Annotated in this window: 18 protein-coding genes; 3 read left to right on the top strand and 15 right to left on the bottom strand. The window is 75.9% G+C overall.

Features of this window, described 5'->3' with window-relative positions:
* Positions 1-23: 23 nt before the first annotated feature.
* The 4 genes from FE634_RS07465 to FE634_RS07450 form a co-directional block, all read right to left on the bottom strand.
* Positions 24-3,299 carry an ATP-dependent DNA helicase gene (locus FE634_RS07465; RefSeq protein ID WP_262347613.1) on the bottom strand — a complete coding sequence of 1,092 codons (3,276 nt, stop codon included), beginning with the start codon at positions 3,297-3,299 and terminating at the stop codon, positions 24-26.
* Complete coding sequence (locus FE634_RS07460; RefSeq protein ID WP_148240484.1) at positions 3,296-6,556, bottom strand: ATP-dependent helicase; 3,261 nt, start codon at positions 6,554-6,556, stop codon at positions 3,296-3,298. The genes FE634_RS07465 and FE634_RS07460 overlap by 4 nt, the downstream gene beginning before the upstream one ends.
* Positions 6,557-6,620: 64 nt before the next feature.
* Positions 6,621-8,129 carry a potassium/proton antiporter gene (locus FE634_RS07455; RefSeq protein ID WP_148240483.1) on the bottom strand — a complete coding sequence of 503 codons (1,509 nt, stop codon included), beginning with the start codon at positions 8,127-8,129 and terminating at the stop codon, positions 6,621-6,623.
* Positions 8,116-8,676, bottom strand: coding sequence for an SPFH domain-containing protein (locus FE634_RS07450; RefSeq protein WP_137295422.1), 561 nt, complete (start codon positions 8,674-8,676; stop codon positions 8,116-8,118). Before FE634_RS07450 ends, FE634_RS07455 begins: the two co-directional genes overlap by 14 nt.
* Positions 8,677-8,866: 190 nt before the next feature.
* On the opposite strand from FE634_RS07450, the gene FE634_RS07445 reads away from it, so the two are divergent.
* Both FE634_RS07445 and FE634_RS07440 read left to right on the top strand, forming a co-directional pair.
* Positions 8,867-9,808 carry a sensor histidine kinase gene (locus FE634_RS07445; RefSeq protein WP_137295421.1) on the top strand — a complete coding sequence of 314 codons (942 nt, stop codon included), beginning with the start codon at positions 8,867-8,869 and terminating at the stop codon, positions 9,806-9,808.
* The gene (locus FE634_RS07440) at positions 9,805-10,473 is read left to right on the top strand and encodes a response regulator (protein ID WP_138875516.1); all 669 of its coding nucleotides are present in this window, start codon (positions 9,805-9,807) and stop codon (positions 10,471-10,473) included. The genes FE634_RS07445 and FE634_RS07440 overlap by 4 nt, the downstream gene beginning before the upstream one ends.
* Positions 10,474-10,527: 54 nt before the next feature.
* Here the strand turns inward: FE634_RS07440 and FE634_RS07435 are convergent, their stop codons facing one another.
* The 4 genes from FE634_RS07435 to FE634_RS07420 all read right to left on the bottom strand — a co-directional run bounded on the left by FE634_RS07435 (position 10,528) and on the right by FE634_RS07420 (position 16,539).
* The gene (locus tag FE634_RS07435; protein ID WP_222847686.1) at positions 10,528-13,785 is read right to left on the bottom strand and encodes a M14 family metallopeptidase; all 3,258 of its coding nucleotides are present in this window, start codon (positions 13,783-13,785) and stop codon (positions 10,528-10,530) included.
* Between the two features lie 153 nt (positions 13,786-13,938).
* The gene (locus FE634_RS07430) at positions 13,939-14,610 is read right to left on the bottom strand and encodes a lysophospholipid acyltransferase family protein (RefSeq protein WP_246060935.1); all 672 of its coding nucleotides are present in this window, start codon (positions 14,608-14,610) and stop codon (positions 13,939-13,941) included.
* A 127-nt stretch (positions 14,611-14,737) separates the two neighbouring features.
* Positions 14,738-15,679, bottom strand: a complete 942-nt coding sequence (locus FE634_RS07425; RefSeq protein WP_138875514.1) for a peptidoglycan-binding domain-containing protein — start codon at positions 15,677-15,679, stop codon at positions 14,738-14,740.
* A 68-nt stretch (positions 15,680-15,747) separates the two neighbouring features.
* Positions 15,748-16,539 (bottom strand): GNAT family N-acetyltransferase, encoded by a 792-nt coding sequence (locus FE634_RS07420; RefSeq protein WP_138875513.1) that lies wholly within the window; start codon positions 16,537-16,539, stop codon positions 15,748-15,750.
* A 121-nt stretch (positions 16,540-16,660) separates the two neighbouring features.
* Between FE634_RS07420 and FE634_RS07415 the strand changes: the two genes are divergently transcribed.
* Positions 16,661-19,132: an SCO7613 C-terminal domain-containing membrane protein gene (locus FE634_RS07415; protein ID WP_148240482.1), complete on the top strand. Its 2,472-nt coding sequence runs from the start codon at positions 16,661-16,663 to the stop codon at positions 19,130-19,132.
* Here the strand turns inward: FE634_RS07415 and FE634_RS07410 are convergent.
* The 7 genes from FE634_RS07410 to moeZ all read right to left on the bottom strand — a co-directional run bounded on the left by FE634_RS07410 (position 19,111) and on the right by moeZ (position 24,884).
* Positions 19,111-19,437 carry an MGMT family protein gene (locus FE634_RS07410; protein WP_138875511.1) on the bottom strand — a complete coding sequence of 109 codons (327 nt, stop codon included), beginning with the start codon at positions 19,435-19,437 and terminating at the stop codon, positions 19,111-19,113. The two genes, FE634_RS07415 and FE634_RS07410, sit on opposite strands and share 22 nt — an antisense overlap.
* Before the next feature lie 10 nt (positions 19,438-19,447).
* Positions 19,448-19,981 carry a hypothetical protein gene (locus tag FE634_RS07405; protein ID WP_138875510.1) on the bottom strand — a complete coding sequence of 178 codons (534 nt, stop codon included), beginning with the start codon at positions 19,979-19,981 and terminating at the stop codon, positions 19,448-19,450.
* Positions 19,978-21,318 (bottom strand): DUF58 domain-containing protein, encoded by a 1,341-nt coding sequence (locus FE634_RS07400; RefSeq protein WP_148240481.1) that lies wholly within the window; start codon positions 21,316-21,318, stop codon positions 19,978-19,980. The genes FE634_RS07405 and FE634_RS07400 overlap by 4 nt, the downstream gene beginning before the upstream one ends.
* Entirely contained in the window at positions 21,315-22,274 is a 960-nt protein-coding gene (locus FE634_RS07395) for an AAA family ATPase (protein WP_246060886.1), read from the bottom strand. The genes FE634_RS07400 and FE634_RS07395 overlap by 4 nt, the downstream gene beginning before the upstream one ends.
* 59 nt (positions 22,275-22,333) lie before the next feature.
* Positions 22,334-22,804, bottom strand: a complete 471-nt coding sequence (locus FE634_RS07390; RefSeq protein ID WP_137294951.1) for a hypothetical protein — start codon at positions 22,802-22,804, stop codon at positions 22,334-22,336.
* Positions 22,801-23,556 (bottom strand): DUF4129 domain-containing protein, encoded by a 756-nt coding sequence (locus FE634_RS07385; RefSeq protein ID WP_138875508.1) that lies wholly within the window; start codon positions 23,554-23,556, stop codon positions 22,801-22,803. The genes FE634_RS07390 and FE634_RS07385 overlap by 4 nt, the downstream gene beginning before the upstream one ends.
* A 119-nt stretch (positions 23,557-23,675) precedes the next feature.
* Positions 23,676-24,884, bottom strand: a complete 1,209-nt coding sequence (moeZ, locus tag FE634_RS07380) for an adenylyltransferase/sulfurtransferase MoeZ (protein ID WP_138875507.1) — start codon at positions 24,882-24,884, stop codon at positions 23,676-23,678.
* Positions 24,885-25,034: the final 150 nt, after the last annotated feature.

Below are 25,034 nucleotides of genomic sequence, written 5' to 3'. Positions count from 1 at the left end.
CTTCGCGCAAGTATAACTAGCGATCACAGATCGAGCAGCCTCGTCAGCTCGTCGCGGCCGGGGAGGTCGGCCGGCTCGACCAGCCGGCCGCTGCGCACGTGGTAGAACGCCGCCCGCACCCGCTCCACGTCGACACCGCGCAGCTCGGCCCAGGCCAGCCGGTACAGCGCCAGCTGCAACGGGTCGGTGCCGCCGCCGCGGCCGGTCTTCCAGTCGACGACGAGGAAGTCCTCGCCCTCGGCGTAGACCGCGTCGATCCGGCCGCGCACGACCTGCCCGGCCAGCACCAGCGCGAAGGACGGCTCGACCACGAGCGGCGGACGCTCGGCGAAGGGCCCTCGCTCGAAGGCGGCGATGAGCTCCTGCAGGTCGGCGTCGTCCTCGATACCGGCGTCGGCGCGGCCGGGCAGGTCGTCGGGGTCGAGCAGCAGCTGCTGGCCGAAGCGCGCCTCGACCCAGGCGTGGAACCGGGTGCCGAAGCGGGCCGCCGGCGAGGGGGCGCGGGGCATCGGGCGGGCCAGGTCGCGGGCGAAGGCGTCGGGGTCGTCGCGCAGCCGCGCCACGGACGTCGCCGAGAGGCTCGAGGGCAGCGGCACGACGATCTCGGAGGCCCGCTCGCGGGCGGCCTCGTCGAGGAGCCGCTCGATCTCGTCGTCCCACTGCTGGACCCGGTCGAGCTCGAGGACGTCCTCGAGGTCGTCGCCGGCGTCGGGGTCGGCGGCCCGGACCCGGGCGGCGGCGTCGAGGCGCCGCTCGACCTCGGGCGTGTGGTGCGAGATCGGCCAGGGCTGGTCGACCACCCGCCCGGCGAAGGGGCTGACCTCGCCCTTGGCGACGACCTCGCCCCAGGCGTCGGGCTCGCCGCCCCACCCGGCCATCGCCTCCCGGGTCCGCACGAGGTAGGGCGAGGGACCGTTGCCGGTCTTGAGGTGCGGCGCCCAGCGCCAGGCCGAGACCCACAGCAGGTGCCGGGCCCTGGTCCAGGCGACGTAGCCGAGCCGGAGCTCCTCGAGGGCGTCGTGGGCCTTGGCGCGCCGGGCGACGTCGGCGATGTCGGCGGGCGTGTGGCCCGCCAGCTGCGGCAGGTCGCGGGCGTCGCCACGCAGGGCGGTCGGCATCACCGACGACACCGTCAGCCAGCTCGACCGGCCGCGGCTGGTGGGGAACTTCTTGTCGGTGACGCCGACCAGGAAGACGGCGTCCCACTCGAGCCCCTTGGCACGGTGGACGGTGAGGAGCTTGACCGAGTCGGCCTCGGACGGCGTCGCGACGTCGAGGCCCTGGCCGTGCTCGTCCTCGGCCTCGAGCCAGGCGAGCAGCGCGGCGAGGGTGACCTGGCCGTCGACGGCCTGGAACTCGGCGACGGCCTGCACGAAGAGGTCGAGGTTGTCGCGCCGCGCCGCGGCCGCCGGGCTGACCGACGAGGCGAGCTCGACGTCGATGCCGGTGGTGTCGATGATCCGGCGGACCAGGTCGAGGATCGGCTCGCCGATCGCGGAGCGGAGCCGGCGCAGCTCGGCGGCCAGCAGGACGAACCGCTCGCGGGCCTCGGCCGAGTAGCCGGCGTCGCCGAGGTCCTCGAGGGCGTCGCACAGCGACGGGATCTCGGTCGGGTCGGCGCCCTCGACCGCCGCCACGAGCTGCTCGTGGACGTCGGGGAAGGTCTCGGCCCCGGTGCGCGCGCCGGCGAGCTCGCCGGCCCGGCGCCCGAGCAGCGCCAGGTCGCGTGGGCCGATCGCCCAGCGCGGGCCGGCCAGCAGGGTCAGCAGGGCGGCGTTGGCGGTGACGTCCTGGACCAGGGTGAGGGTGGCGACGACCTCGGCCACCTCCGGCAGCCGGAGCAGCCCCTTGAGTCCGACGATCTCGACCGGCACCTCGCGCGCGGTGAGGGCGTCGAAGGCCGCTGCCGCGGTGGCGTTGTCGCGGGTGAGGACGCCGATCTCCTTCCACACCGGCCCCTCCCGGGCGGCGGCGAGCTCGGCGTGGGTGGCGAGGACCTGCTCGGCGAGCCAGTCGAGCTCGTCGAGGGAGGTCTCGTGCACGATGGCGCGGACGTCGCCCTCGGCCGCGCCCGGCGTCGGCTCGAGCGGCAGCAGGTCGCTGCGCAGCGCGTAGAGGTCGGCGGCCAGGTGGTTGGCCGTGGCGAGGATCCGCCGGTCGGAGCGGCGGTTGACCACGAGCGGGTAGGTCGTGGTGGCGCCGTCGACGGCCGGGAAGTCCTGGCCGAACTCGAGGATGTTGGAGACCGATGCCCCGCGCCAGCCGTAGATGGCCTGGTTGGGGTCGCCGACGGCGGTCACGGCGTGGCCGCGCCCGGGCTGCCCCTCGGCCCCCGAGAAGAGCCGGCTCAGCATCAGCGCCTGGGCGACCGAGGTGTCCTGGTACTCGTCGAGCAGCACCACGCGGTACTTGCCCCGCTCGACCTCGCCCACCTCGGGGCAGGTCTCGGCGAGGCGGGCGGCGAGCGCGATCTGGTCGGAGAAGTCCATCAGGCCGAGGTGGGCCTTGAGGCCGCGGTAGGCCTCGACCAGGCCGAGCAGCTCGGCGCGCGCGTCGATGGTCGCGATCGCCTTCTCGTTCTTCGCGCGGTAGGTCGAGCGGTGCTCGGTGAGCATCCCGGCCTCGAAGAGCGGCCGGGCCGCCGCGTCGTGCGCGCGCACCTGGGCGGGGCTCACCAGGTGCTCGCTCATCTCGGCGTCGAGCGCGAGCAGGTAGCGGACGACGTGCAGCGGCGAGTCGGTCAGGTGCGCCACCGGCGCGGTGTAGCGCTGGACCGCCCGCGCCGCGAGCTGGTAGCGACTGGCGTCGGTGATCAGGCGGGTGTCGGGCTCGTGGCCGATCCGCAGACCGTGCTCGGAGAGCAGCGCCGAGGCGTAGGAGTGGTAGGTCGAGACGGTCGGCTCCTCGACCTCCTCGTCGTCGTCGTCGCGCGGGGCCGAGCGCTCGGGCAGCAGGCCGGCGCCCCGCAGGCTCTCCCGGATGCGCGTCTCGAGCTCGGCGGTGGCCTTGGTCGTGAACGTGAGGCCGAGCACCTCCGCGGGCGCGACCTGGCCGGTCGCGACCAGCCACACCACCCGCGCCGCCATCACCGAGGTCTTGCCCGACCCCGCGCCGGCGATGACGACCGCCGGCTCGAGCGGCGCGGTGATCGCGGTGAACTGGGCCTCGCTGAAGGTCCACGACTCCCCCAGCAGGTCGCGCAGCCGCTCGGGGGTGTCGACGACCAGGGAGGGCCGGGACGTCGGGCCGGACGTCGGGCCGGACGTCGGGCCGGACGTCGGGTCGGAGGTGAGGGTCACGACAGCACCGTCCCGGAGGCCTTGTCGGGGCAGATCGCCTGGAACGAGCACCGGTCGCACTGCTTGCCGGGGCGGGCCACGAAGTCCTCCGCGCGCAGCGTCGCCACGGCCTGGGCCAGCTGGGTCACCGCGAGGCGGGGGCCCTCCCCCGGCGCGGGCTGCTGCTGCACCTTCGGCAGGACGTCGCCGTGGCGCAGCTGCACGAGCTCGGCCCCGCCGGTGCGCACCGGCCCCTCGACGTGCTCGGCGGCGGCCTCGTCGGCGGCCCCGTGGTCGACGGCGAGCTGGTAGAGCCCGAGCTGCGCGTGCTCGGCGACCTCGGCGCCGGTGGGCGGGTACTTGCCGGTCTTCAGGTCGACGACGACGACCCGGCCGCTCTCGTCGAGCTCGAGCCGGTCGGCGTAGCCGTGCAGCCGCACGACCTCGCCGTCGGGCAGGGTCACCTCGGCCCGCAGCTTCGGCTCGACGGCGATGACGGTGCGCGCGTCGGGACGGCCGTGCCAGGCGACGAAGCGGGCCAGCACGGCCGCGACCGCCTCGCGCTCGCGGTCGCCCGACCACGGCGTGCGGAACTCCATCCGCGACCAGACCTCGTCGACCAGGACGTCGAGGTCGGCGTCGGGCGGCAGGTCGGCCTTGGCGATGCGCTCGGCGATGGCGTGCACGACCTTGCCGAAGCCCTGGCTGGTCGAGCTGACGACGGCGCCGCCGGCCTCGCGCTGGAGGAACCACTGCGCCGGGCAGGTGAGCAGCCCCTCCAGCGCGCTGGCCGACAGCACGAGCGGCTCGCCGTCGGGTCGCACCGGCAGCTCCGAGCGGGACGGGGCCCGCAGGCCCCACCAGGACACCGGGTCGGCCTGTGGCGCGACCGCGTGGCCGTTGACCTCGGTGCCGGCGAGCCGGCGCAGCCGGACCGCGGCGGCCCGGCGCAGCGTCTCGGACTGGGCGGGGTCGGCCACCACGCGGCGCAGCTCGGCGACGAGCCCGTCCATCGAGAGCGGCCGCGGCGGGCGGCCGATCCGGTGCTCGGGCTTGCGGCCGAGCTCGTCGACGAAGCGGGAGGGCTGCTCGCCGTCGTCGTCGGGCGAGCGCACCGCGGTGACGACGAGCCGCTGCCGGGCGCGGGTGACCGCGACGTAGAACAGCCGGCGCTCCTCGGCGAGCATCGCGCGACGGGTGAGGGGCGGGAGGAGCTCGCCGGTGCCGAAGCGGTCGGCGCCGATCCGGTCGGCGCCCAGCAGGGAGTCGCGGCGGCGCAGGTCGGGCCAGGCGCCCTCCTGCACGTGGGCGACGACGACCAGGCGCCACTCCAGGCCCTTGGCCCGGTGGGCCGTCAGCAGCCGGACGGCGTCGCCGCGGACGCCGCGCTCGGCGAGGGTGTCGGCCGGGATCTCCTGGGCCCGCAGGGTCTCGACGAAGGACGAGACGCTCGTGTGCCCCCTCTGCTCCTCGGCCCGCGCCGCGGTCTCGAAGAGCGCGCAGATCGCGTCGAGGTCGCGGTGGGCCAGCCGGGCGGCGTGACCGCCGGACTGCGTGCCCTGGCGCAGGCGTGGGCCCCACTCGCTGCCCTCCCACACGGTCCAGAGGACCTCCTCGACCGTCGCCCCGCCTGCGAGAGCCTCACGCCCCTGCTGCAGCAGGGTGGCGAGCCGGGCCGCGCGGCGCACGCCGGGGCCGCTCAGCCCCTCCAGGCGGGACGGGTCGAGGATGGCGGCGCGGACGAGGTCACGCGCGCGGGTCTCCTCGTCGCGGGCCCGCAGCGCGCGGGTCAGCGCCCGCACGTCGGTGGCGTCGAGGCCGCCGAGCGGCGAGGTCAGCAGCCCCTCGACCACGTCGGCGCCCACGAAGTCGGGGTCCTCCGGGTCGTCGACGTCGGCGTCGTCGTCAGCGGCGGCGTCGTCGGTGGTCGAGCGGGGCGGGCGGGCGTGCAGGATCACCGACAGCGCCGAGAGCAGGGGGACGACGGCCGGCTCACGCACCAGCGGCGTGTCGTCGCTGGCCACCTCGACCGGCACGCCCGAGGCCGCCAGCGACCGGCGCAGGGCCGGGATCGAGGCGCGCCCGGAGCGCACCAGCACGGCCATGTCGGACCAGGCGACGCCGTCGGCGAGGTGGGCGCGGCGCAGCAGGTCGGCGACGTGCTCGGTCTCGGCGCGGGCGGTGTCGAAGGTGAGCACCTCGACCGACCCGCGGCCCAGGCCGTGCGGGGCGGCCTCGGGATTGCGGAAGGCGGCGTACTGGTCCGCGGGGATGGAACCCGAGACCCCGATCGAGGCCGCGACGGTGCGCGAGGCGCGCAGCAGCCGGGAGCCGAAGCGCCGGGTGGTGCCGAGGGCGACGACGGTCGCGGGCGAGCCGTCGCGGGCCCGGAACTCGGCCGGGAAGTCGAGGATGCCGCGGACGTCGGCGCCGCGGAAGCCGTAGATCGACTGGTCGGGATCGCCGACCACGGTGAGGTTGCCGCCGTCGCCGGCGAGCGCGCGCAGCAGCGCGACCTGGCTGGGGTCGGTGTCCTGGTACTCGTCGACGAACACGTGCCGATACCGCTCGCGCAGCTCGGCACGGTGCCGCTCGGCCTCGATGACGCCCCGCGCGATGAGGTCGGGGTAGTCGATGGCCGCCTGGTCGCCGAGGACGTCGAGGTACTGCTGGAGGAACAGCCCGGCCGCCTCGAACTCGACGACCCCGTCGCGCCGGCCGAGCTCGACGAGCTGGTCGGGGTCGAGGCCCCGCTCGCGGGCGCGGCCGATCACGGCCTGCACCTCGCGCGCGAAACCCCGGGTGCCGACCGCGGCCCGGAGCGCGTCGGGCCAGCGCACCGACTCGGGCGCGTCGGTGAGCAGCTCCTGGAGGACGACGTCCTGCTCGGGGGCCGAGAGCAACCGCAGCGGCGCGACGTAGAGCTCGGCCGGGGCGTAGCGCCGCACCAGGCCGTAGGCGAAGGAGTGGAACGTCGAGCTGAGCCCGGTGGCCATCGTGCGGCCGAGGCGGGAGGTGACCCGGTCGCGCAGCTGCTCGGCGGCCTTGCGCGAGAAGGTGAGGGCCAGGACGTCGTCGGGGGTGACGCCGTCGACGTGCTCGATGCGGTCGACGATGGCCTCGACGAGCGTCGTCGTCTTGCCGGTGCCGGGCCCGGCGAGCACCAGCAGCGGCCCCTCCCGGTGCTCGACGACCGCCTGCTGCTGCGGGTCGAGCACGGGGACGTCGACGGCCACGTGCTCGCGCACGAGGCGGTACGTCGGGGCCGAGGTGGTCATGGCAGAACCTCACCACACGCCGGGGACAGTCGGCGCGGAACCTCGGGTCAGCCGCGGGCGGCGATCACCGACGGACCGCCTCGCCCGGCAGCGCGGCGTACCAGCCGGCCAGGCGGCCGGAGGCGCTCACCGCCCGGAGCCGGCGCTCGACCGGCGCCCGGTCCGCGCGCGGGGCGACCACCAGCACGTGGTCGCCGACCCTCAGGCCGGTCGTGGGGCTGGGCGCGAAGACCTCGCCGGCGCGGAGCACCAGGGACACCGCGGCGCGCGGGGGCAGCCGCAGCTCGCCGACCTCCACCCCGGCCAGGCGGGAGCCGGGGGCGACGGTGAGCTGGAGCAGCGTCGCCCCCAGGTCGTCGAGCGGCGCCGACTCGATCGTGACGTCGCGCGGGTTCTCCGCGCTCGCCGCGCCGGTGACGCGGGCGACCCAGGGCAGGGTCGGTCCCTGCAGCAGCGTGAACACCACGACGAGCAGGAGCACGACGTCGAAGACCCGCTCGGCCGCGGGCAGCCCGGCGCTGAGCGGGATCGTCGCCAGCACGACGGGGACGGCGCCGCGCAGCCCCGCCCAGCTGACGAACACCTGTTCCCGCCACGGCACGCCGAACGGCGTCGCGCACAGCGCCACCGACAGCGGTCGGGCCACGAGCGTGAGGGCGCCACCCACGACGAGGGCGTGGGGCAGCGCGTCCCAGAGCCGCCCGGGGCTGGCGAGCAGGCCGAGCAGGATGAACAGCCCGATCTGGGCGAGCCAGGCCAGTCCCCCGACGAAGCCGGCCGTCGAGGTGCGGTGGGGCAGGGTTCCGTTGCCGAGCACCAGCCCGGCGACGTAGATCGCCATCAGCGCACTGCCGCCGGCCACCCCGGCGACCGCGAAGGCGAGGAAGGCGAACGCCAGGGTGGCGATCGGGTAGAGCCCGGACGCCGGCAGCGCGCTGCGCGCGAGCACCCACAGCCCGATCCGGGCCACCACCACCCCGACGACGACGCCGAGCACCAGCTGGACGACGACCTCGCCGAGGATGCTGAGCCCGCTGGCCGTGCCCCACGCGTCGGAGGCGACGACGGTGACCAGGATGATCACCGGCGGGTCGTTGAACCCGGACTCCGCCTCGACCGTCGAGCGCAGCCGGGACCGCACGGGCAGGGCGCGCAGGACGGAGAAGACGGCGGCGGCGTCCGTGGAGGACGCCACCGCCCCGAGCAGGATCGCGGTGCGCAGGTCGACGTCGAGGACGACGTGCACGATCGTCGAGGTGACCGCCACGCTGGTGGCGACGCCGACGGTGGCCAGGACACTGGCCAGCGGGGCGACCGGCCGGACCACGCGCCAGTCGGTCGTGAACCCGCCCTCGGCCAGGATCACCGCGAGCGCGACGGTTCCGAGGACCTGGGTGAGGTCGGCGTCCTCGAACTCCAGGCCCAGCCCGGCCTCCCCGATCGCCAGGCCCAGGGCGAGGTAGAGCAGCAGGCTCGGGAGGCCGAGGCGGCTGGAGACGCGGACCGCGACGACCGCGGCCAGCACCACGCCGGCCACGGCCAGCACCACGAGGTCCAGGTCAGCGGGGTCCAACGCCGTCGCCCGGCAGGTCGACGAGGGAGGGGACCAGCACGGCGTCGAGCTCGGCGAGCTCGAGGGAGAGGATGCGGAGCCCCCGGGGGGTGGTCTCCCGGTCCGCCAGCGCGGTCAGGCGTGGCCAGGACCGCCGCAGGCGGACCGGGAGGTCGTGGAGGTCGCCGTGCGGGTCGTCCTCGATCGCGGCCTGCAGCACGCGTTCGGCGGACGGGACGGCGGCCCGGACCGGGTCGGTGTAGCGCTCGAGCGGCGTCGGCGGCACCAGCCGCACCTCGGCCCGCACCAGCATCCGCACCGCGGTGCCGTCACGGGTCGTGGCCCGCACGTGCAGCGGCACCTCCTCGGGCTCGGTCGGCACGAGGACGGCGTCGCCGGCCGGGCCGCGGACGGCGACGCCCGGCCTCACCACCCGCGAGACGACGCCGCGCCGGGTGACCACCAGCAGGTGGCCGGTGGGCACCCAGCGCAGCAGTGTCGCCGCGAGCAGGCCGATGACCGGGACGGCGAGGAGCAGCCACAGCACGGTGTCCGGGTGCTCCTCCACGTCCTGGCCTCCTCATCGGCTCTCCCACCGGGTTCGGCGGTGTCGGATCCCTGAATCCGGCGGCGACGTCCCCAGTCTTCTGGGGTAGCACCCTCCTCGGAATGGGTGCTACCACCCATCTGTGCCGAGGACCGGCCGCGGACGCAGCGGGTCCGTGGACGCAGGACCGGACGTTTGTGAGGCTGTGACGGTGCCGCTGTACTGGAAGGTCGTCCTCGTCAACGGAGCCGTGTTCTGCGCGGGCACCGCGGCCCTGGTGCTGTCACCCGCGAGCGTGTCGCAGGATCCGCTCGTCTCCGAGCTCGTGGTGCTCACGCTGGGGTTGGCCGCGATGCTGCTGGTCAACGCAGCCCTGCTCCGGGCCTCGCTCGGCCCGGTCGACCGCGTGGTGAGGGAGATGCGGGTGCTCGAGAGCCCCGGCGGCGGACGCCGGCTCGGGGACGCCGGCGGCGCGGGTCCCGGCGCGGTGCTGGTCCGCAGCTGGAACGGCATGCTGGACCGGCTCGAGGCCGAGCGGGCGAGCAGCAGCCAGCGCGCGCTCGCCGCGCAGGAGGCCGAGCGGCACCGCATCGCCCAGGACCTCCACGACCAGGTCGGGCAGTCGCTGACCGTCGTCCTGCTCGGGCTCAAGCAGGTCGAGGGCCTGGCCCCGCCGGGCCTCGTCGAGGAGCTCGCGCTGGTCCGCGACAGTGCCCGCGCCGGCCTCGACGACGTCCGGCGGGTGGCCCGGCAGCTGCGCCCCGGCGTCCTGGACGACCTCGGTCTGCACAGCGCCCTGGCCGCCCTGGCCACCGAGTTCTCCGCCGCCGGTCGCCACGTGCGCCGCAGCGTCGCGCCGGGCCTGCCCGACCTGACCCCCGAGATCGAGCTGGTGCTGTACCGCGTGGCCCAGGAGGCGCTCACGAACGTCGCCCGGCACGCCGGGGCCTCCCAGGTGGAGGTCTCCCTCGGCCGCGTCGGCGACGCCGTCGTCCTCGAGGTCGCCGACGACGGCGTCGGCACCCGGGACAGCCCGCCGGGCACCGGCCTGGCCGGGATGCGCGAGCGGGCGCTGCTGGTCGGGGGACGGCTGAGCGTCGAGGGTCGCGAGGGCCGGGGCACGACGGTGCGCCTGGCGGTGCCGCTCCCGTGACCGGCGCGACGCGGACCGGCCCCACCCGCATCCTCCTGGCCGACGACCACGCGCTGGTGCGGCGCGGCGTCCGCCTGATCCTCGAGCGCGAGCCCGACCTGACCGTCGTCGCCGAGGCCGGCGACGGCGCCGAGGCGGTCGCCCTCCTGCGCGGCACCGAGGTCGACCTGGTCGTCCTCGACATCGCGATGCCGCGGATGACCGGTCTGCAGGCGGCCCGGGAGATCGCCCGCCGGCGGGACCCACCCCGGGTGCTGATGCTGTCGATGCACGACAACGAGCAGTACTTCTTCGAGGCCCTGCGGGTCGGCGCGTCGGGCTACGTGCTCAAGTCGGTGGCCGACGAGGACCTCGTCGAGGCCTGCCGCGCGGCGGTGCGGGGCGAGACGTTCGTCTACCCGGGCGCGATGAGCGCCCTCGTCGTGGACTACCTCGGCCGGCTGCGGCGCGGCGAGACCGTCCCGTCCACCGTGCTCACCGAGCGCGAGGACGAGGTCCTCAAGCTGATCGCCGAGGGTGCGTCGTCGAAGGAGATCGCGGCGACCCTCACGATCAGCGTCAAGACCGTGGAGCGGCACCGCGCCAACATCCTGGCCCGGCTCGGGATGCGCGACCGGACGCAGCTGACCCGCTACGCCATCCGGGCCGGCCTGATCGAGCCCTGACGCAGCGACGGGCCCGGGGGATCGCTCCCCCGGGCCCGCCTGCGTGTCACGTGGTCAGCGCGTGATGCGCACCACCACGGGCGCGGACTTGCTGGCCGCGGCGACCGCCGTGCCGGCGAAGACCGCCCGCAGGGAGTGCCGCCCGCGCGGCAGCCGGACCACGAACGTGCGCGTGGTCGCGGAGCCGCCGAACGAGACGACCTTGATCTTCCTGCCGCCGTCGGTGATGGTCACCGGGCCGACCGGACGCAGCCCCCGGACGACGAGGCCGACGGTGAGCCGGACCTTGCGGGGCCCGACCTTGCGCGCCTTGAGGCTCGTCGTCGAGGACGCCTTGGCGACCGTGACCGTGACCGGCGAGCTCGTGGCCGGCTCGACGGCGGCGCTGGCCGGCGTCAGGACGGCGGTGTAGCTCGTCGTGCCGGGGAGCACGGCGGCCGACACGGTCGCGCTGCCGGCGGCCAGGTCCGCGGACCCGACCGTCCTGCCGGCGGCGTCGAGGATCGCGACGCTGCCCGCGGCGGGGCCGGACGCGGTCGCGGCCTCGACGTCGAAGGCGACCTTGGCCGGGTAGACCACCGGCGTGGTGGCCTCGAGCGAGATCGTGGTGGCCTCGGGGCCGGGCACGCCGAGACCCTCCGGACCGGCCCAGAGCAGGGCGCGGGCGGCCTGGCTGAGCCCGCCCTTGGGGTGCGTGCGGAACAGCACCGAGGTGCCGAAGACGACCGAGCGCGCACCCGAGGCGACCTCGCCGGAGACGACCGAGGGCTGGTTCGCGGCGTTGTCGGGACCGTTGACGCCGGCCCCGCTCGCCCGCCAGTGGCCGGCCAGCAGCGGGTCGGCGCCGTAGGTCTGCTCGACCTCGGTGCCGGCGCCGAGGCCGGTGAACCAGGTGGCCGGGTAGATGAACGACGTGTCCTGGGCGTACGGCGCGAGGAGCGAGTCGGCCGGCGTGTCGACCGCGACGATCCCGTTGCCGCCGGAGTTGCCGGTCACGGCCGTGCCGGTGACCAGCCCGTAGGCGGCGGCGGCGTTGAACGCGGCGCTGCCGCGGCCGAGCACCGAGCCACCCCCGTCGACGAAGGCCTGGACGGCCAGGCGCCCGGGCGATCCGGCGGTGAGGTTGAACGTCGAGCCGATCCACAGCACGTCGGCGTCCTCGAGGCCGGTGGCCGTGCCGCTGGTCGCGGCGGTGTTGATGCCGGCCGCGGTGACGCTGACGAGCTCGTCGAAGCCGAGCTCGCCCAGCGAGAGCCGGTCGTCCTGGGTGCCGGCGTAGGCGATCGTGAGGTCGCTGAGCGCCTTGGTCGACTCGTCGTCCAGCGCCGCGACGTCGGCCGGGGTGGCCTTCTCGACGGCGATGTCGAACCCGTCCGCCACCTCGGCGACCGCGTCGCGGTCACCGGGCGCCACGACGACGGAGCCGTCGGCCAGCATCGAGACGGCGACGTCCTCGTCGAGGAGCGCGTTGACGGCCTGCATGTCGGCCAGGCCGGCGGCCTCGAAGGTGAGGTACCCGTCGGCGGGCATGCTGGCCACCGAGGTGGGCGCGGTGACCGGCGTGACGGCGCCGAGGGCCGCGTCGGTGGTGGCGCCGACCTTGTCGACCGTGGCGCCCCACAGGTAGGAGTAGCTCCACGCCGAGATGTCGTACATCGAGGGCACCTTGTCCGAGATGTCGTCACCGAGGTCGAGCAGCGAGTTGGCCAGGCCGCGCAGCGGCTGGTGCATGTCGACGACGTAGCTGCCGGCCGGGTAGGTCGTCCCGCCGACGGTCGCGGCGGCGTCCAGCGTGCCGACCTCGATGTCGTGGAAGAGCAGCTTCTCCACCAGCGACGAGGCGTCGGACGCCGAGCGCTGGTCGTCGCCGACCGGGATCACGTAGGCGCGCGGCAGCGAGACCGGCTCCTGGTCGTCGGCGACGTCCCACAGGGGCTTCCACTGCGTGGGGCCGGGGACGTCGGCGATGTTCTCGGTGCTCATCGAGACCTTCGCCTCACCGGAGGCGCCGCGGCGGAAGACCTCGGCCTGGTTGAGCAGCATCTCGCGCGCGTTCGTGGGCACGTTCATGTACTCGACCATGCTCTTGACGGTCTGCACGGCGACGGCGGTGTTGACGACGGCGCGGGCCGGGGTCTGCCGCCCGCCGCTGGCGCCGCGGGTCAGCGGCAGCTCGACGGTGGCCGTGGCGGCACCGTAGAACGCGGCGTACTGCGCGGTGAAGATCGGCGGGAAGTCGTCCCAGCCCGACGCGGTGTCGCGGTACGGGATCTTGATGTGCGCGGTCTCGGGGCCGGTGTTGGTCGGGCTCGTCTGGCCGGTGGCGATGTTGTAGTAGGTGTTGCCGGGGATGTTCGCGGCGACCACGTCGGCCTCGACGTCGAGGGCGATCGCGTAGTTGTGCGGCATGTAGAGGTCGTACTCGTAGTTCGAGCCGTGCGGCGGGCCGCAGGGCTCCACCTGGAGCACGTTGGTGTAACCGTGCAGGTCGGCGCTGTAGAGCGGCTGGATGGCCTGCGCGGTGCGCACGAACGACCGGGTCTCCGGCGTGGTGTTGGTGATCATGTCGCGGTTCGGGTCGAGGCCGAGCGCCGTCGCGCGGGTGGCGAGGGTGCGGCCGTCGGGGTTCAGCGACAGCGAGAAGTAGAGCCGGTTGTTGCGCAGGATGCTGCCGACCTCGGACGTCGGGGCGTGCACCAGCCAGTCGATGTACTGCATGACGCCGTCGGTGCCCTCCCACTCGTTGCCGTGGATGTTGGCGCTGACCCAGACCGGCGTCTTGTACTGCGCGAGGAGCTCGGCGTTGTCGGAGGCGGCCTCCGGGTCGTCCTTCAGCTCCTCCTTCCAGGCCGTCTGCTGCGCGGTGTCCTCGGCCCGCTCGGGGGCGGTGACGGTGACCAGGTAGAGGTCGCGGCCCGCGGTCGACTGCCCGACCACCTGCGTGGAGATGCGGTCGCTCTCGGCCATCCAGTCGAGCAGCTGCGGGGCCAGGTCGGGGTGCCCGAGCAGCTCGGCGGTGTGCGCGGCGTCGTCGGGGTTGTCGCGGTAGAGCCGCAGCTCCGGCTGGTACGGGTAGGACGTGGGCATCTCCAGCGGGTCGCCCGAGACCGGCGCGGCGGCGGCCCGCCGGGCCACCTCGGCCTTCTCCAGCGGCGCGACCCGGGTCGCCGTGGCGGCACCGCGGCCGGCGCTGTCGGGGTCGGGCGCGGCCGCCGTCGCGGTGCGGCCCGCGAACGGGACGGCGGCACCCGCGTCGGTGGCTGGGAGGGCCAGGGCAGAGGCGAGCAGCGCCGAGCAGCTCAAGGTCGCCAACGTGCGTTTCAACGGGACTCCTGTGGTGGGGGAAAGCACGTCGACGGTCGGCGACGCGTTCGTCAGAGTGTCTGACAATGTTTCGTGGTTCGTCACGGTCGTGTTACAGCCGGGGGTCGGTTCTGCCGGGCCGTGCGCGGGTCCGGGAGGGGCTCAGCCGTCGGGCGCGCGCTCGTTGTAGACGCCGGCCGGCTCCTGGCCCGAGAGCGCCCGGACCGCCTCCATGACCTCGTCGGTGAGCAGGCGACGGGCCTTGCCGAGCGGGACGTCGTCGAAGCGACCGGCGACCTGGACCGGCTCGCCGAAGGTGATGCTCACCGGCACCACCCGCGGCAGCCGGGACCCGACCGGCTGGATCCTCTCGGTGCCGACCAGCCCCACGGGCACCACCGGGACGCCGGCGGTCAGCGCGAGGTGGGCGACGCCGGTGCGGCCGCGGTAGAGGCGGCCGTCGCGCGAGCGGGTGCCCTCGGGGTAGATGCCGAAGGCGTCACCGCGGCCGAGCACCTCCAGCGCGACGTCCAGCGAGGCGATGGCGGCCCGGGTGTCGTCGCGGTCGACCGGCAGCATGCCGAGGCCCTCGAACCACGCCTTGGTGAAGGCGCCCCTCACGCCGGAGCCCTCGAAGTAGTCGGACTTGGCGAGGAAGACCACCGTGCGCGGCACGACGACGGGGATGACCACGGAGTCGATGAAGCTGAGGTGGTTGCTGGCGAGGATCACGCCACCGGTCGCGGGCACGTGGTGCAGGCCCGTGATCGTGGGCCGCCACACGGCCTTGGCCACGGGCGGGACGACGGAGTGGAGGACCTGGTAGAGCACCACGGCGCCAGTCTGTCGGTTACCCGCCGGTCAGCCGACTCCCGGGCGCCTCGTGCCCAGCGGGTGGACGGGTCGGGGGCGGCCGGTCGGAGGTCGCGGGTCGCGGGACGGCGGGTCGGAGGACCGCGCGTCAGGGGATGGCCGGCGCCCCGGACTCGTGGGCCACGACGTCGCGGGCCAGGCCCTCCCACCGGGCGTAGGCGTCGGGGTAGGCCGAGCGCTGCACCGCCTGCGCCGCCCGGGTGACCGACATCGACTCCCACCCGGCGATGTCGAGCAGGCCGGGGTTCGGCGTGTGCGGGGCGACGCCGTAGAACGCCTTGCTCGACGCCACCGGGTCGAGGATCTGGGCCTCGGTGCCCCAGCCCTGCGAGGTGCGCTGCTGGAAGAGACCGAGCGAGTCGCGGTCGCCGTAGTCGATGTTGAGCAGCGTCGACTCCTGCATCGAGGTGGCCAGCGCGACCACCCAGCCCTGCTCCGGGACGCCGGCGCCCCGGCCGACGCCGATGATGGTGCGGGCGTTGGCCTTCTGCGCCTCCGACAGCGAGTCATAGGTCGTGCCCGGCGCCGTCCCGCCGCCGCCCGTGCCGAGCAGCGTCGTCCAGGTCGCCGGCCCGGCGACGCCGTCGGCCCCGAGGCCGTTGCCCGACTGGAAGGACCGGACGGCGGCGCTCGTGGCCGGCCCGAAGGCTCCGTCGGTGTCGAGGGTGGAGCCGTGCTTGTTCAGCTGCACCTGCAGCGCCTGGACCGCGGGACCGCGGTCGCCCTCGCGCAGCGGGCGCACGAGCGCCGCGAGGGTCTGGGGTCCGGCCACGCCGTCGGCGGCCAGCCCGGCCGACGACTGGAACGCCACGACGGCGTCCCTCGTGCCGGTGCCGAACGCCCCGTCGGCGGCGGTCGAGAAGCCGCGGGAGGTCAGGAGGTACTGCAACGAGGTCACGTTCGCGCCGGTCGCCCCGCTGCTCAGCGTCGGGTAGGTCGCCGCGTACGACGGCGCGGCGGTGACCGCGAGGGTGGCCGTGGTGGCGGCGAGGGTGACCAGGGCGACCAGGAGCACGAGGAGACGGCGCATGCCCCCACGTCACCAGGGCGGCGCACGCCCCGGTAGCGGGCAATCCCTCGCCGGGCGCACGAGCGGCCTCAGCCCGGCCGGGTCCACTCGTACGGCGTCGTCGTGGTGACCGCGACCAGGCCGGAGCGCTCGAGGATCGGGCGCGACATCGGGCTGCAGTCGACCTGCAGCAGGCGGACGCCGCGGGCGAGCGCCGCGCGGGCGCGGGCCGCGGTGAGCGCGCGGTAGAGGCCGCGGCCCCGGTGGCCCCCGAGCGTCGCACCGCCCCAGAGACCCGCGAACCCGGTGTCGTCGACGACCTCGAGACGGCCGACGGACACGACCCGCTCGCCGTCGAGGGCGGCCCAGACCTCGCACCGCCCGGCGGCGGCCACCCGCTGCGCGAGGTCGCCCCCGCGCCCGAAGACGCGGCGCTGCACGTCGCTGGCCTCGGCCAGCAGCGCGGCGGCGTCCGGGGCGTCGTCGAGGCGGCGCACCGAGAGGCCCTCGTCGAGCCGGACGTCGACCGCCAGGGCCGTCGCCTCCCCCACCATCACCGTCTCGGGCTCGCCGGGCGCGAGGCCGTGCGCGCGCAGGGCGGCGTCCAGCCCGGCTGCGCCGGAATCGTGGCCGCGGGTCTTCCACTCGAACGACGCCACGCCGGTCTCGTCGCGGAACCAGGCGGCGGTGGCCGCGACGAGCCGTGGCACGTCGTGGCCGGCGAGCTCCTCGTGGCTCACGAAGCCCTGCAGCTCCTCGTCGTGGCGGTGGATCGCGCGCCACAGCGGCCCCACCCGGTCCCAGGAGAGCGCCCCGGCGGTCTCGGCGACGCCCCGCAGCTGGGTGTCGTAGGCGTGCAGGAGCTCCGCGCGGGTGGCCATCGCGCCATTCTCGGCCCCCGTCCCCGCGACCCGTCGCGCGGTGGCGGATGAGCCTGCGCGCTCAGGGCGGATGAGCAGCCACCGGGGTCACCCGAGCCGGCCGCGGTGGTGGACTGACGCCATGCCTGCCGCCGCTCCTGCCCACCTCTACGCCGACCCGCGCTCCTGCCCGTCGTGCCGCGGGTCGCTCGTCACCCCCACCAGGGCCGACCGGCTCTGCCGCCACTGCGGCGTGCCGCTCGACCACGAGCTCGCGGTCGAGGCGTTCGCGGCGCTGCAGGACGTCGACCGGCTCACCGGGCGGCTCCGGCTCGCCGCGGCGGCGCCGGTGACTGCGCCCGTCCCGGCGGTTCCGGTCGCACCACGGACGCCCGTCCCGGTGTGGACGTCGTCCCTGCCGGAGGGTCCCGGGCGCACCGGTGTCCGGACGTCGTCGGTGCCGGCGATCCTGCTCGGCCTCGGCGCCCTGTGCCTGCTGGTCGCGGCCGTGGCCTTCCTCGCGGTCGCGTGGTCGTGGCTCGGGGTCGGCGGCCGCACCGCGGTGCTCGTCGGCCTGACCGCCGCCACCGGCGTGGGCGGCGTGCTGCTGCGGCGTCGCGACCTGCGCGTCGCCGCCGAGGCGATCGTGACGGTCGCGCTCGGACTGCTGCTCCTCGACGTGCTCGGCGCCCGGGGCGCGGGGTGGCTCGGCGACCCCACCGGCGCGGGTCTGGCCTGCGCCCTCGGCGCGGCACTCGCCGTGGGTGGCGGCGTCCTGTGGGCCGTGGAGCGGCGCCTGGCGGTGCCGTCGCCGGCGCTCGTGGCCGGGCTGTTCGTCGTGCAGGCGGCCCTCCCCTCGCTCGAGCCCCTGGAGGGGGCGGCGCTGCCGGTGGCCGGCCTCGCCGTCCTCGGGTTCACCGCCCTCGCCGCGCTCGGTCAGCGCGCCGGTCGCACCGCCCTGGTGGTGTCGTCCGCGGTGGCGGCGGTGGCGGCGTGGTGCGACCTGCTCGGCACCGCGCTCGTCGGGGTCCTGACGACGGCCGACCGCGCGGGTGCCCTGACCGTGGCCGGGCTGTGGGGCTCCGCGGACGGCGTCGCCCTGGCCGCCGCGGCTCTGCTGCTGCTCGCCCCACTCGCCGTGCGGCGCCCCCGGCACGCCGTCGTCGGCTGCCTGGCCGCCGCCGGCACCGCCCTCACCGCCGTCGCCGTCCTGCCCGTCCTCGACGACGGCGTGACCCGCGTCGCCGTCGCCTCGCTCGTGGCCGGAGCGCTGTGGGCCGCCGCGGCCCACGCCGCCCCCTTGCGGCTCCGGATCGCCGCCGTCGTGCCCGGTGCCCTGTCGCTGGTGCCGTCGCTGGCGATCGCCCTCGGCCTCGTGCTGCAGGCCCTCGACGCGGCGACCGCGCCCGACGACGACCTGCGCCTCGACCCCTCCGGCCTGCTCGCCTCGCCGTGGCTCGTGGTCCCGACGATGCTGGTGGCCCTGGCGCTGCTGCTGACGGTGCTGGCCCCGCGACCGCTCGGCGCCTGGGTGCGCGGGAGCCTGGCGGCCGTCGCGGCCGGCGCCACGACGACCCTGTCCCTGCACCCCGTGCCGCTGTGGACCGTGGTGGTCGCGGTCTGCGTCGTCGCGGTCGCGCTCGCGGTCGAGGCCCTGCGCCGCGACGGCGCCGCCGCCCTCGTCCAGGTGCTCGGGGCCGGAGCGGCGCTCGCCGGTGCCGCCGGGCTCGCCCTGCCCGACGCCGGCCTGCTGCTCCTGCCGCTGGCCCTGCTGACCGCGGCCGCGGCCGCGGTCCTGGTGCTGGGCCGGTTCCCCGCGGCGGCCGGGGTGGGCGGGTTGGCGCTCGGCCCGGCCACGGCCGCCCTGCTCTGGACGACGGCGGACGTCGTCGGGCTCGACCCGGCGCTGGCCGCCGTGCCGGTGCTCGTCGTCCTCGGTGCCCTGGCCGTGCTGCTCCCCCGGCCCGTGCTCGAGGTGCCGGCGGTCGTCGTGGCGCTCCTCGCCGCTGCGGCCGCGGTGCCGCTGGCCGGCGACGTCGCGGTGTCGCTCGCCCTGCACCTCACCCTGGCCGGGGCGCTGGTCACCGCCTCCGCCCTGGTCCACCGCTCGCGCCGGGCCCTGGCCTGGGTCGGCACGGCCCTGCTCGTGCTGGCGACGTGGGTGCGGCTGGCCGACCTCGGCGTCCAGGCGCCCGAGCCCTACACGCTGCCCACCGCGGTCGCCCTGGTGCTCCTGGGCCTGCACCGGCTCAGCCGCGACGGTCGGGCCTCCACCCGCACGACCCTCCTGCCGGGCCTCGGCCTGGCGCTGGTGCCGTCGCTGCTCCAGCTGCTCGTGGGTGACCCGGTCTCCCTGCGGGCCCTGCTGCTCGGCGCGGCGTGCCTGGCGCTGGTGCTCGCGGGCGCCCGCCTGCGGTGGAGCGCCCCGCTGGTCGTCGGCGCCGTCGTCGGTGCCCTGCTGACCCTGGTCGAGCTGTCGCCCTACGCGGCCCGGACGCCGCAGTGGGTGACGATCGGGCTGGCCGGCACGCTGCTGGTGGTGGTGGGCGTCACCTGGGAGCGCCGGGTCGTCGACCTCCGGCGCGCCGCGACCTACGTCGGCCGGCTGCGCTGAGCGGGGTCGACGGGCGACCAGAACGCCCGCGCGATGTCGACCGCCGAGCCCGAGCGCCGCAGCGGCGTGCCCTCCTCGAGGTAGCGGTGGCGGGCCTCGTCCTGGTGGCTGGGCGGCAGTGACCCGTCGGCCCGCACCACCCGCCACCACGGCACCGGGCCGCCGTGGCGGGCCAGCACGTTCCCGATCAGCCGGGGTCCGCTGCCGACGACGTCGGCGATGGCGCCGTAGGTCGTCACCTGGCCGCGCGGCACCGACTCCACGATCGTCAGCACCGCCTCCACGAAGTCGTCGTCGGCCCGCACGGCGACGACGCTAGCCGGGCCGCCCGCCCGACGGGAACGCGCTCGTGGCGGCCGCGACGGCCAGCACCACCGCGAGCAGGCCGGCCGGCCAGAGCCCGGGCGGGGCGCCCTGCTCCCCCAGCGCCCGTGCGAGCACCCACAGCACCGGTGCCGCGGCGAGCACCGCGACCGCGCGCAGCGTCCACGAGCGCAGCACGCCGCCGTCGACGCGGCCGTCGGGCGGCGCCGAGGCGGCCACCAGGGCGGCGACGTGGGCGGCGAGGACCGCCGCGGCCGCGACCAGCGAGGAGGCGGGCAGCCCGTCGTCGGGGACGCGCACCCACCAGCCGACCGCGAGCAGCAGCGCGACGAGGCCGGCCCCGGAGTCGGGGAGGACGGCGTGCCAGCCCGCCGACACGACGACCGCGGCCACCCACCACCACGGCGGCGGCTCGCCGGCCGGTCCGGCGGCGAGCAGGGCGACGACGGGGCCGAGGACCACGACGGCGCGCAGGCCGCGCTGGGACACAGACCAGGAGCGCAGGACGGCGAGGGCGTCGCTCATGCCGCACCCCCGGGACGACGTCGCGACAGCCGGCGCAGCACCTCGTCGACGGTGCCGGCACCGCGCCAGGCGACGACCGGGCAGCCAGCGGCGGCGAGGGCGTGCAGCACCTGCTCGCGCTCGAGACGCCGCATCCGCCACGCGAGGTCGACCAGCCGCGGGTCGGAGTCGCCGGCGTCGGGGGCGGCGTCGGGCGGCAGGGTGTCGATGACCACGACGGGCAGGCCCCGCCGGGTCAGGTCGACGGCGGCCGTGGCGACCGCGTCGACGAGCAGCGGCGAGAGCAGCACGACGGTGGTGCCGGCGCCGACCCGCAGGTCGAGCCGGCTCGCCTCGTCGCCGTGCGCGTCGGCGGTCCGGGCCTCGGCCAGCGTGCCGACCAGTCGCTGCAGGTGACCTCGACCGGCGCCCATCTGCACCGAGCGGGCCCGGCCGCCGATCGGGCGCAGCGCGACCCGGTCGCCGGTGCGGGTCGCGTGCTCGGCGAGGGCGGCCGCGGCCCGGACGGTGAGGTCGAGGCTGCTGGCCCGGCCGTCGATGCCGCCGGAGGCGCCGTGGTCGGCGAACAGGTCGACCACCAGCAGCAGCCCGGCGTCCTGCTCGGCCCGGGTGGTCGTGACGTGCAGGGCGTCGGTGCGCACCGAGACCCGCCAGTTGACCCGGCGCAACCGGTCGCCGGGCTGGAAGGGCCGGATCCCGGAGAGCTCGGTGCCCGAGCCGGACCGCGTCGACCGGTGGGCCCCGACGAGGCCGCGCGGGTGCGGCGACTCCGCGCGCGAGCGGTAGGACGTCGTGGGCAGCACCCGCACCCGGCGTCCGGACACCAGCACCGGACCCCAGCGGTAGCCGCCCCAGCCGCTCGTGAGCACGACCCGCTCCTCCCCGACCACGCGCGAGCCCCAGCGGCGCGGGCTCACGACCAGGGACACCCGGGCCAGGTCGGCGAGCCGGACGGTGAACCGGCCGCCGTGGGGAGCCGCGTGCTCGTGGGGCACGGCCGCGACGACGCGGGTGACCTGCTCGACGTCGGTGTCGTCGTCGAGACGCAGGGCCACCTCGGCCGCCTGGCCCTCGTGCAGCGAGGCGTGCCCGACGCCGCCGGTGAGCCGCGGCGCGCTGCGCGGGCGACGCAGGACCGCCGGGACGGCGGTCAGCAGGACCGGCGCGGTGAGGACCAGGAGCACCGGCTCGCCCGCGACGACCGCCACCACGAGCCCGGCCAGCCCGACCACGACGCCGCGCACCAGCGCGCCGGTCGGACGCCAGGAGGTGCCGCCGACCGGGCCGGGTGCGCCGGTCACGCGGGGCGTCCCGACCGGTGCCTCCAGCGGGGTCACCGGCGTTCGAGGGTGGCCGGGGTGGGCACCCGCTTCAGGACCTCGTCGACGACGCTGGTGCCGGACGCCTCCGACATCCACAGCTCGGGCTTGATCGAGATCCGGTGGCCCAGGACCGGGCGGGCGACGGCCTTGACGTCCTCGGGCACGACGTAGTCGCGGCCCCGCACGACCGCGAAGGCGCGGGCGGCCAGCGCCAGGCCGAGCGAGCCGCGGGGCGACGCGCCGACCTGCACGTGGGCGTGGGTGCGGGTCGCTGCCGCCAGCTCCACGCAGTAGCGCCCGACGCTCTCGTCGACGCGGACGGTCTCGACGGTGGCCTGCAGGGCGCGCAGCCCGGCGGCGTCGGTGAGCGGCTCGAGCACCGTGTCCTCGCGCCGCCGCGCCACGCGGCGGGCCACGACGTCGTACTCGTCGTCGGCGCCGGGGTAGCCGAAGCCGACCCGCAGGAGGAACCGGTCGAGCTGGGCCTCCGGGAGCGGGTAGGTGCCCTCGTACTCGACGGGGTTCGCGGTGGCGAGCACGCAGAAGGGGTCGGGCAGCGCGAAGGTCCGGCCCTCGACGGTGACCTGGCGCTCCTGCATCGCCTCGAGCAGCGCCGACTGGGTCTTGGGTGGCGTCCGGTTGATCTCGTCGGCCAGCAGCAGCCCCGCGAACACCGGCCCCGGGCGGAACTCGAACTCGCTGCGGCGCTGGTCGTAGAGGAACGACCCGGTCAGGTCGGCCGGGAGCAGGTCCGGGGTGAACTGGGCGCGGGCGAAGTCGAGCCCGAGCACCTGCGCCAGGGAGCGCGCGGACAGGGTCTTGCCCAGGCCGGGGAGGTCCTCGATGAGCACGTGGCCCTTGGCCAGGATCGCGGCCAGCACCAGCGTGAGGGGGCGGCGCTTGCCGACCACGGCCCGCTCGACCTCGTCGAGGACCCGGTTCGCGAGGTCGGCGGCCTCCCGCACCGGCATCGGCTGGGCCTCGGGCTCCGGGCGGGTGCCGGGTTCCGGGTGAGTACCGATTTCGGGCATCACAACTCCTCGATCATGCGCAGCACCTCGTCGATGCGGCGTGGTTTCATGCGGACGACGGGCCCGTCCAGCACGGCGCGGAGGTCGGGGCCGAGCAGGGCGCGGCCGGCCTCCGAGTCGACCCGGACGCCGTGGCGGGCGCGCAGCACCCGGTCGGCGACCTCGCGCAGCCGGTCGCGCACGGCGGCGTCCGGCGTCCGCGCGGACTGGTGGTTCTCCAGCCGGCGCAGGTGGGCCTGCGTCACGGCGTCCCGGTCGCGGGTGACGGCCGCCGCCGGGGCCGGCGTCGTCCAGGCGAACGGGGTCTGGGGGACGGCGTCGAGGAGCAGGCCGGCGCCGGCGCCGAGGACGGCGCCGAGCAGCGCGACGCGGAGCGGGTGCGGCTCGAAACCGAGCACCTGGGTCGCGACGAGCACGGCCACGACGCCGGCCAGGACGCCGCCGGCCCGGCGGGCCCAACGGCGCCTCACGGGTCCTCCACGGCGCCGCGGGGCCGGGCCGCCGTCCCGGGCGCCGGGTGGATGCGGCGCAGCGCCTCGAGGGCGGCGGCGCGGTGCTCCTCGCCGACCTCGTGCTCGGAGAAGCGTGCCTCGCGGTAGAGCTCGGCGAGCCTCGCCACGGCGCGGCCGTCGGCGCCGGCAAGGTCGAGCAGGCGGAGGGTGAACTCCGAGGAGGTCTCCCACGGCTCGCGCGGGATCCCGGCGCGGTCGGCCTGCGCCTCGAAGCGGTGCCAGCACTCGACGATGGCGTTGCGCGGCGTCGTGCCGCCGGCGGCCAGGATCTCCTCCTGCGCCGCGGCGTCCTCGGTGATCGCCTCGACGACGGTCAGGTCGCCGGTCTCGTCGTCGTCGTCGGGGCGTCGGTCCCGGCGCGCGGGCTCGCGGAGCCGGCGCAGACCGCCCTGGGCGAGCGCGAGCGCCGCCAGCACCACCAGGGCGGCCGCCAGGAAGATGACGCCGCCGAGCACGACCCCGAGCCAACCGGCGTCGGAGTCGTCGAGGGCGCCGTCGTCGTCGGCCTCGGGGGGCGCCGACGCCGACGTGGAGGGCGGTTCGGTCGGCGAGGACGTCGTGATCCGGTCCGGGTCGGGCCCGTCGCTGCGGAAGGCGTCGTCGGGCCCCGCGGTCGCGGCCCAGAGGCCGACCAGCAGCACCAGCACCACCCCCGCGGCGCCGAGCAGGGCCACCAGCGGGGCGCCCTGTCGGGGCCGGGCCGAGGACATGCGCGGCACCGTACCCCAGCCCCTGCCGAGTCGGCGTGAAGTGCAAGTGCACAGCAGCCGAGTCGGCGTCCGGACTCAGTCCGAACGCCGACTCGGCGAGGTGGGTGGGTGGTGCGCTGTCAGTAGGTGGGCTGGCTGGGGTCTACCTGGTTGACCCAGGCCACGACCCCGCCGCCGACGTGCACGGCGTCGTCGTACCCGGCGCCCTTGACGACGGCGAGGGTCTCGGCCGAGCGCACGCCCGACTTGCAGTGCATGACCACCTGCGTGCCGGAGTCGACCCCCGGGAGCTGCTCGAGGGCCGAGCCGTTGAGGAAGTCGCCCTTGGGGATCAGCACCGAGCCGGGGATCCGGTTGATCTCGAACTCGTTCGGCTCGCGCACGTCGACCAGGACGAAGTCGCGGGTGCCCTCGGCGCGCTCCTTGAGCATGTGCTCGAGCTGGACGACCGAGATCGTCGACCCGGCGGCGGCGTCGGCGGCCTCGTCGGAGATGGCGCCGCAGAAGGCCTCGTAGTCGATCAGGCCGGTGACCGTCGGGTTCGCCCCGCACAGCGCGCAGCTGGGGTCCTTGCGGACCTTGAGCTTGCGCCACTCCAGCTCGAGGGCGTCGTAGATGACGAGCTTGCCGACGGCCGGGTCGCCGATGCCGGTGAGGACCTTGATGGCCTCGTTGACCTGGATCGAGCCGATGCTGGCGCAGAGGACGCCGAGCACGCCGCCCTCGGCGCAGCTCGGGACCATGCCCGGCGGCGGCGGCTCGGGGTAGAGGCAGCGGTAGCAGGGCGCCTCGTCGCCGCTGGAGGGCCAGAAGACGCTCGCCTGGCCGTCGAAGCGGTAGATCGAGCCCCAGACGTAGGGGATCTTCAGGAAGTAGGCGGCGTCGTTGACCATGTAGCGGGTCGCGAAGTTGTCGGTGCCGTCGACGATGAGGTCGTAGCCCTCGAAGACCGACAGCACGTTGTCGTTGTCGAGGCGCTCGTTGTGGACGACGACCTCGACGTAGGGGTTGGCCTCGAGGATCGAGTCGCGGGCCGACTCGGCCTTGGGGCGGCCGATGTCGGACTGGCCGTGGATGATCTGGCGCTGCAGGTTCGACTCGTCGACCTCGTCGAACTCCGCGATGCCCAGCGTGCCTACGCCGGCCGCGGCCAGGTAGAGCAGCGCGGGGCTGCCGAGGCCGCCGGCGCCGATGACGAGCACCTTGGCGTTCTTGAGCCGCTTCTGCCCGGTCATCCCCACGTCGGGGATGATCAGGTGGCGGCTGTAGCGGCGGACCTCGTCGATGGTCAGCTCGGCGGCCGGCTCGACCAGCGCGGGAAGGCTCACGGGTTCACTCCTGGGGTGTGACGGTGTGTGGGTCGATCGTCGTGCGTCGACAGCGGGGCAACGTCGCCGTCGCCGTCCATTGTTCCCCGGGCCGGGTGAGCCTCCCGACAGCCGCCCGCTCCGTGGGAACCCCCCACCTATAGGCTCGCG

The sequence above is a fragment of the Nocardioides sp. S-1144 genome, assembly GCF_005954645.2.
Classification (GTDB): domain Bacteria; phylum Actinomycetota; class Actinomycetes; order Propionibacteriales; family Nocardioidaceae; genus Nocardioides; species Nocardioides dongxiaopingii.
This window is presented reverse-complemented; position numbering and strand designations above follow the sequence as displayed.

Coding starts and splice junctions, on each gene's coding strand:
- FE634_RS07460 (WP_148240484.1), bottom strand. CDS start 6,556: ATGACCACCTCGGCCCCGACGTACCGCCTCGTGCGCGAGCACGTGGCC.
- FE634_RS07425 (WP_138875514.1), bottom strand. CDS start 15,679: ATGCGCCGTCTCCTCGTGCTCCTGGTCGCCCTGGTCACCCTCGCCGCC.
- FE634_RS07420 (WP_138875513.1), bottom strand. CDS start 16,539: ATGGCCACCCGCGCGGAGCTCCTGCACGCCTACGACACCCAGCTGCGG.
- FE634_RS07415 (WP_148240482.1), top strand. CDS start 16,661: ATGCCTGCCGCCGCTCCTGCCCACCTCTACGCCGACCCGCGCTCCTGC.
- FE634_RS07405 (WP_138875510.1), bottom strand. CDS start 19,981: ATGAGCGACGCCCTCGCCGTCCTGCGCTCCTGGTCTGTGTCCCAGCGC.
- FE634_RS07395 (WP_246060886.1), bottom strand. CDS start 22,274: ATGCCGGTGCGGGAGGCCGCCGACCTCGCGAACCGGGTCCTCGACGAG.
- FE634_RS07385 (WP_138875508.1), bottom strand. CDS start 23,556: ATGTCCTCGGCCCGGCCCCGACAGGGCGCCCCGCTGGTGGCCCTGCTC.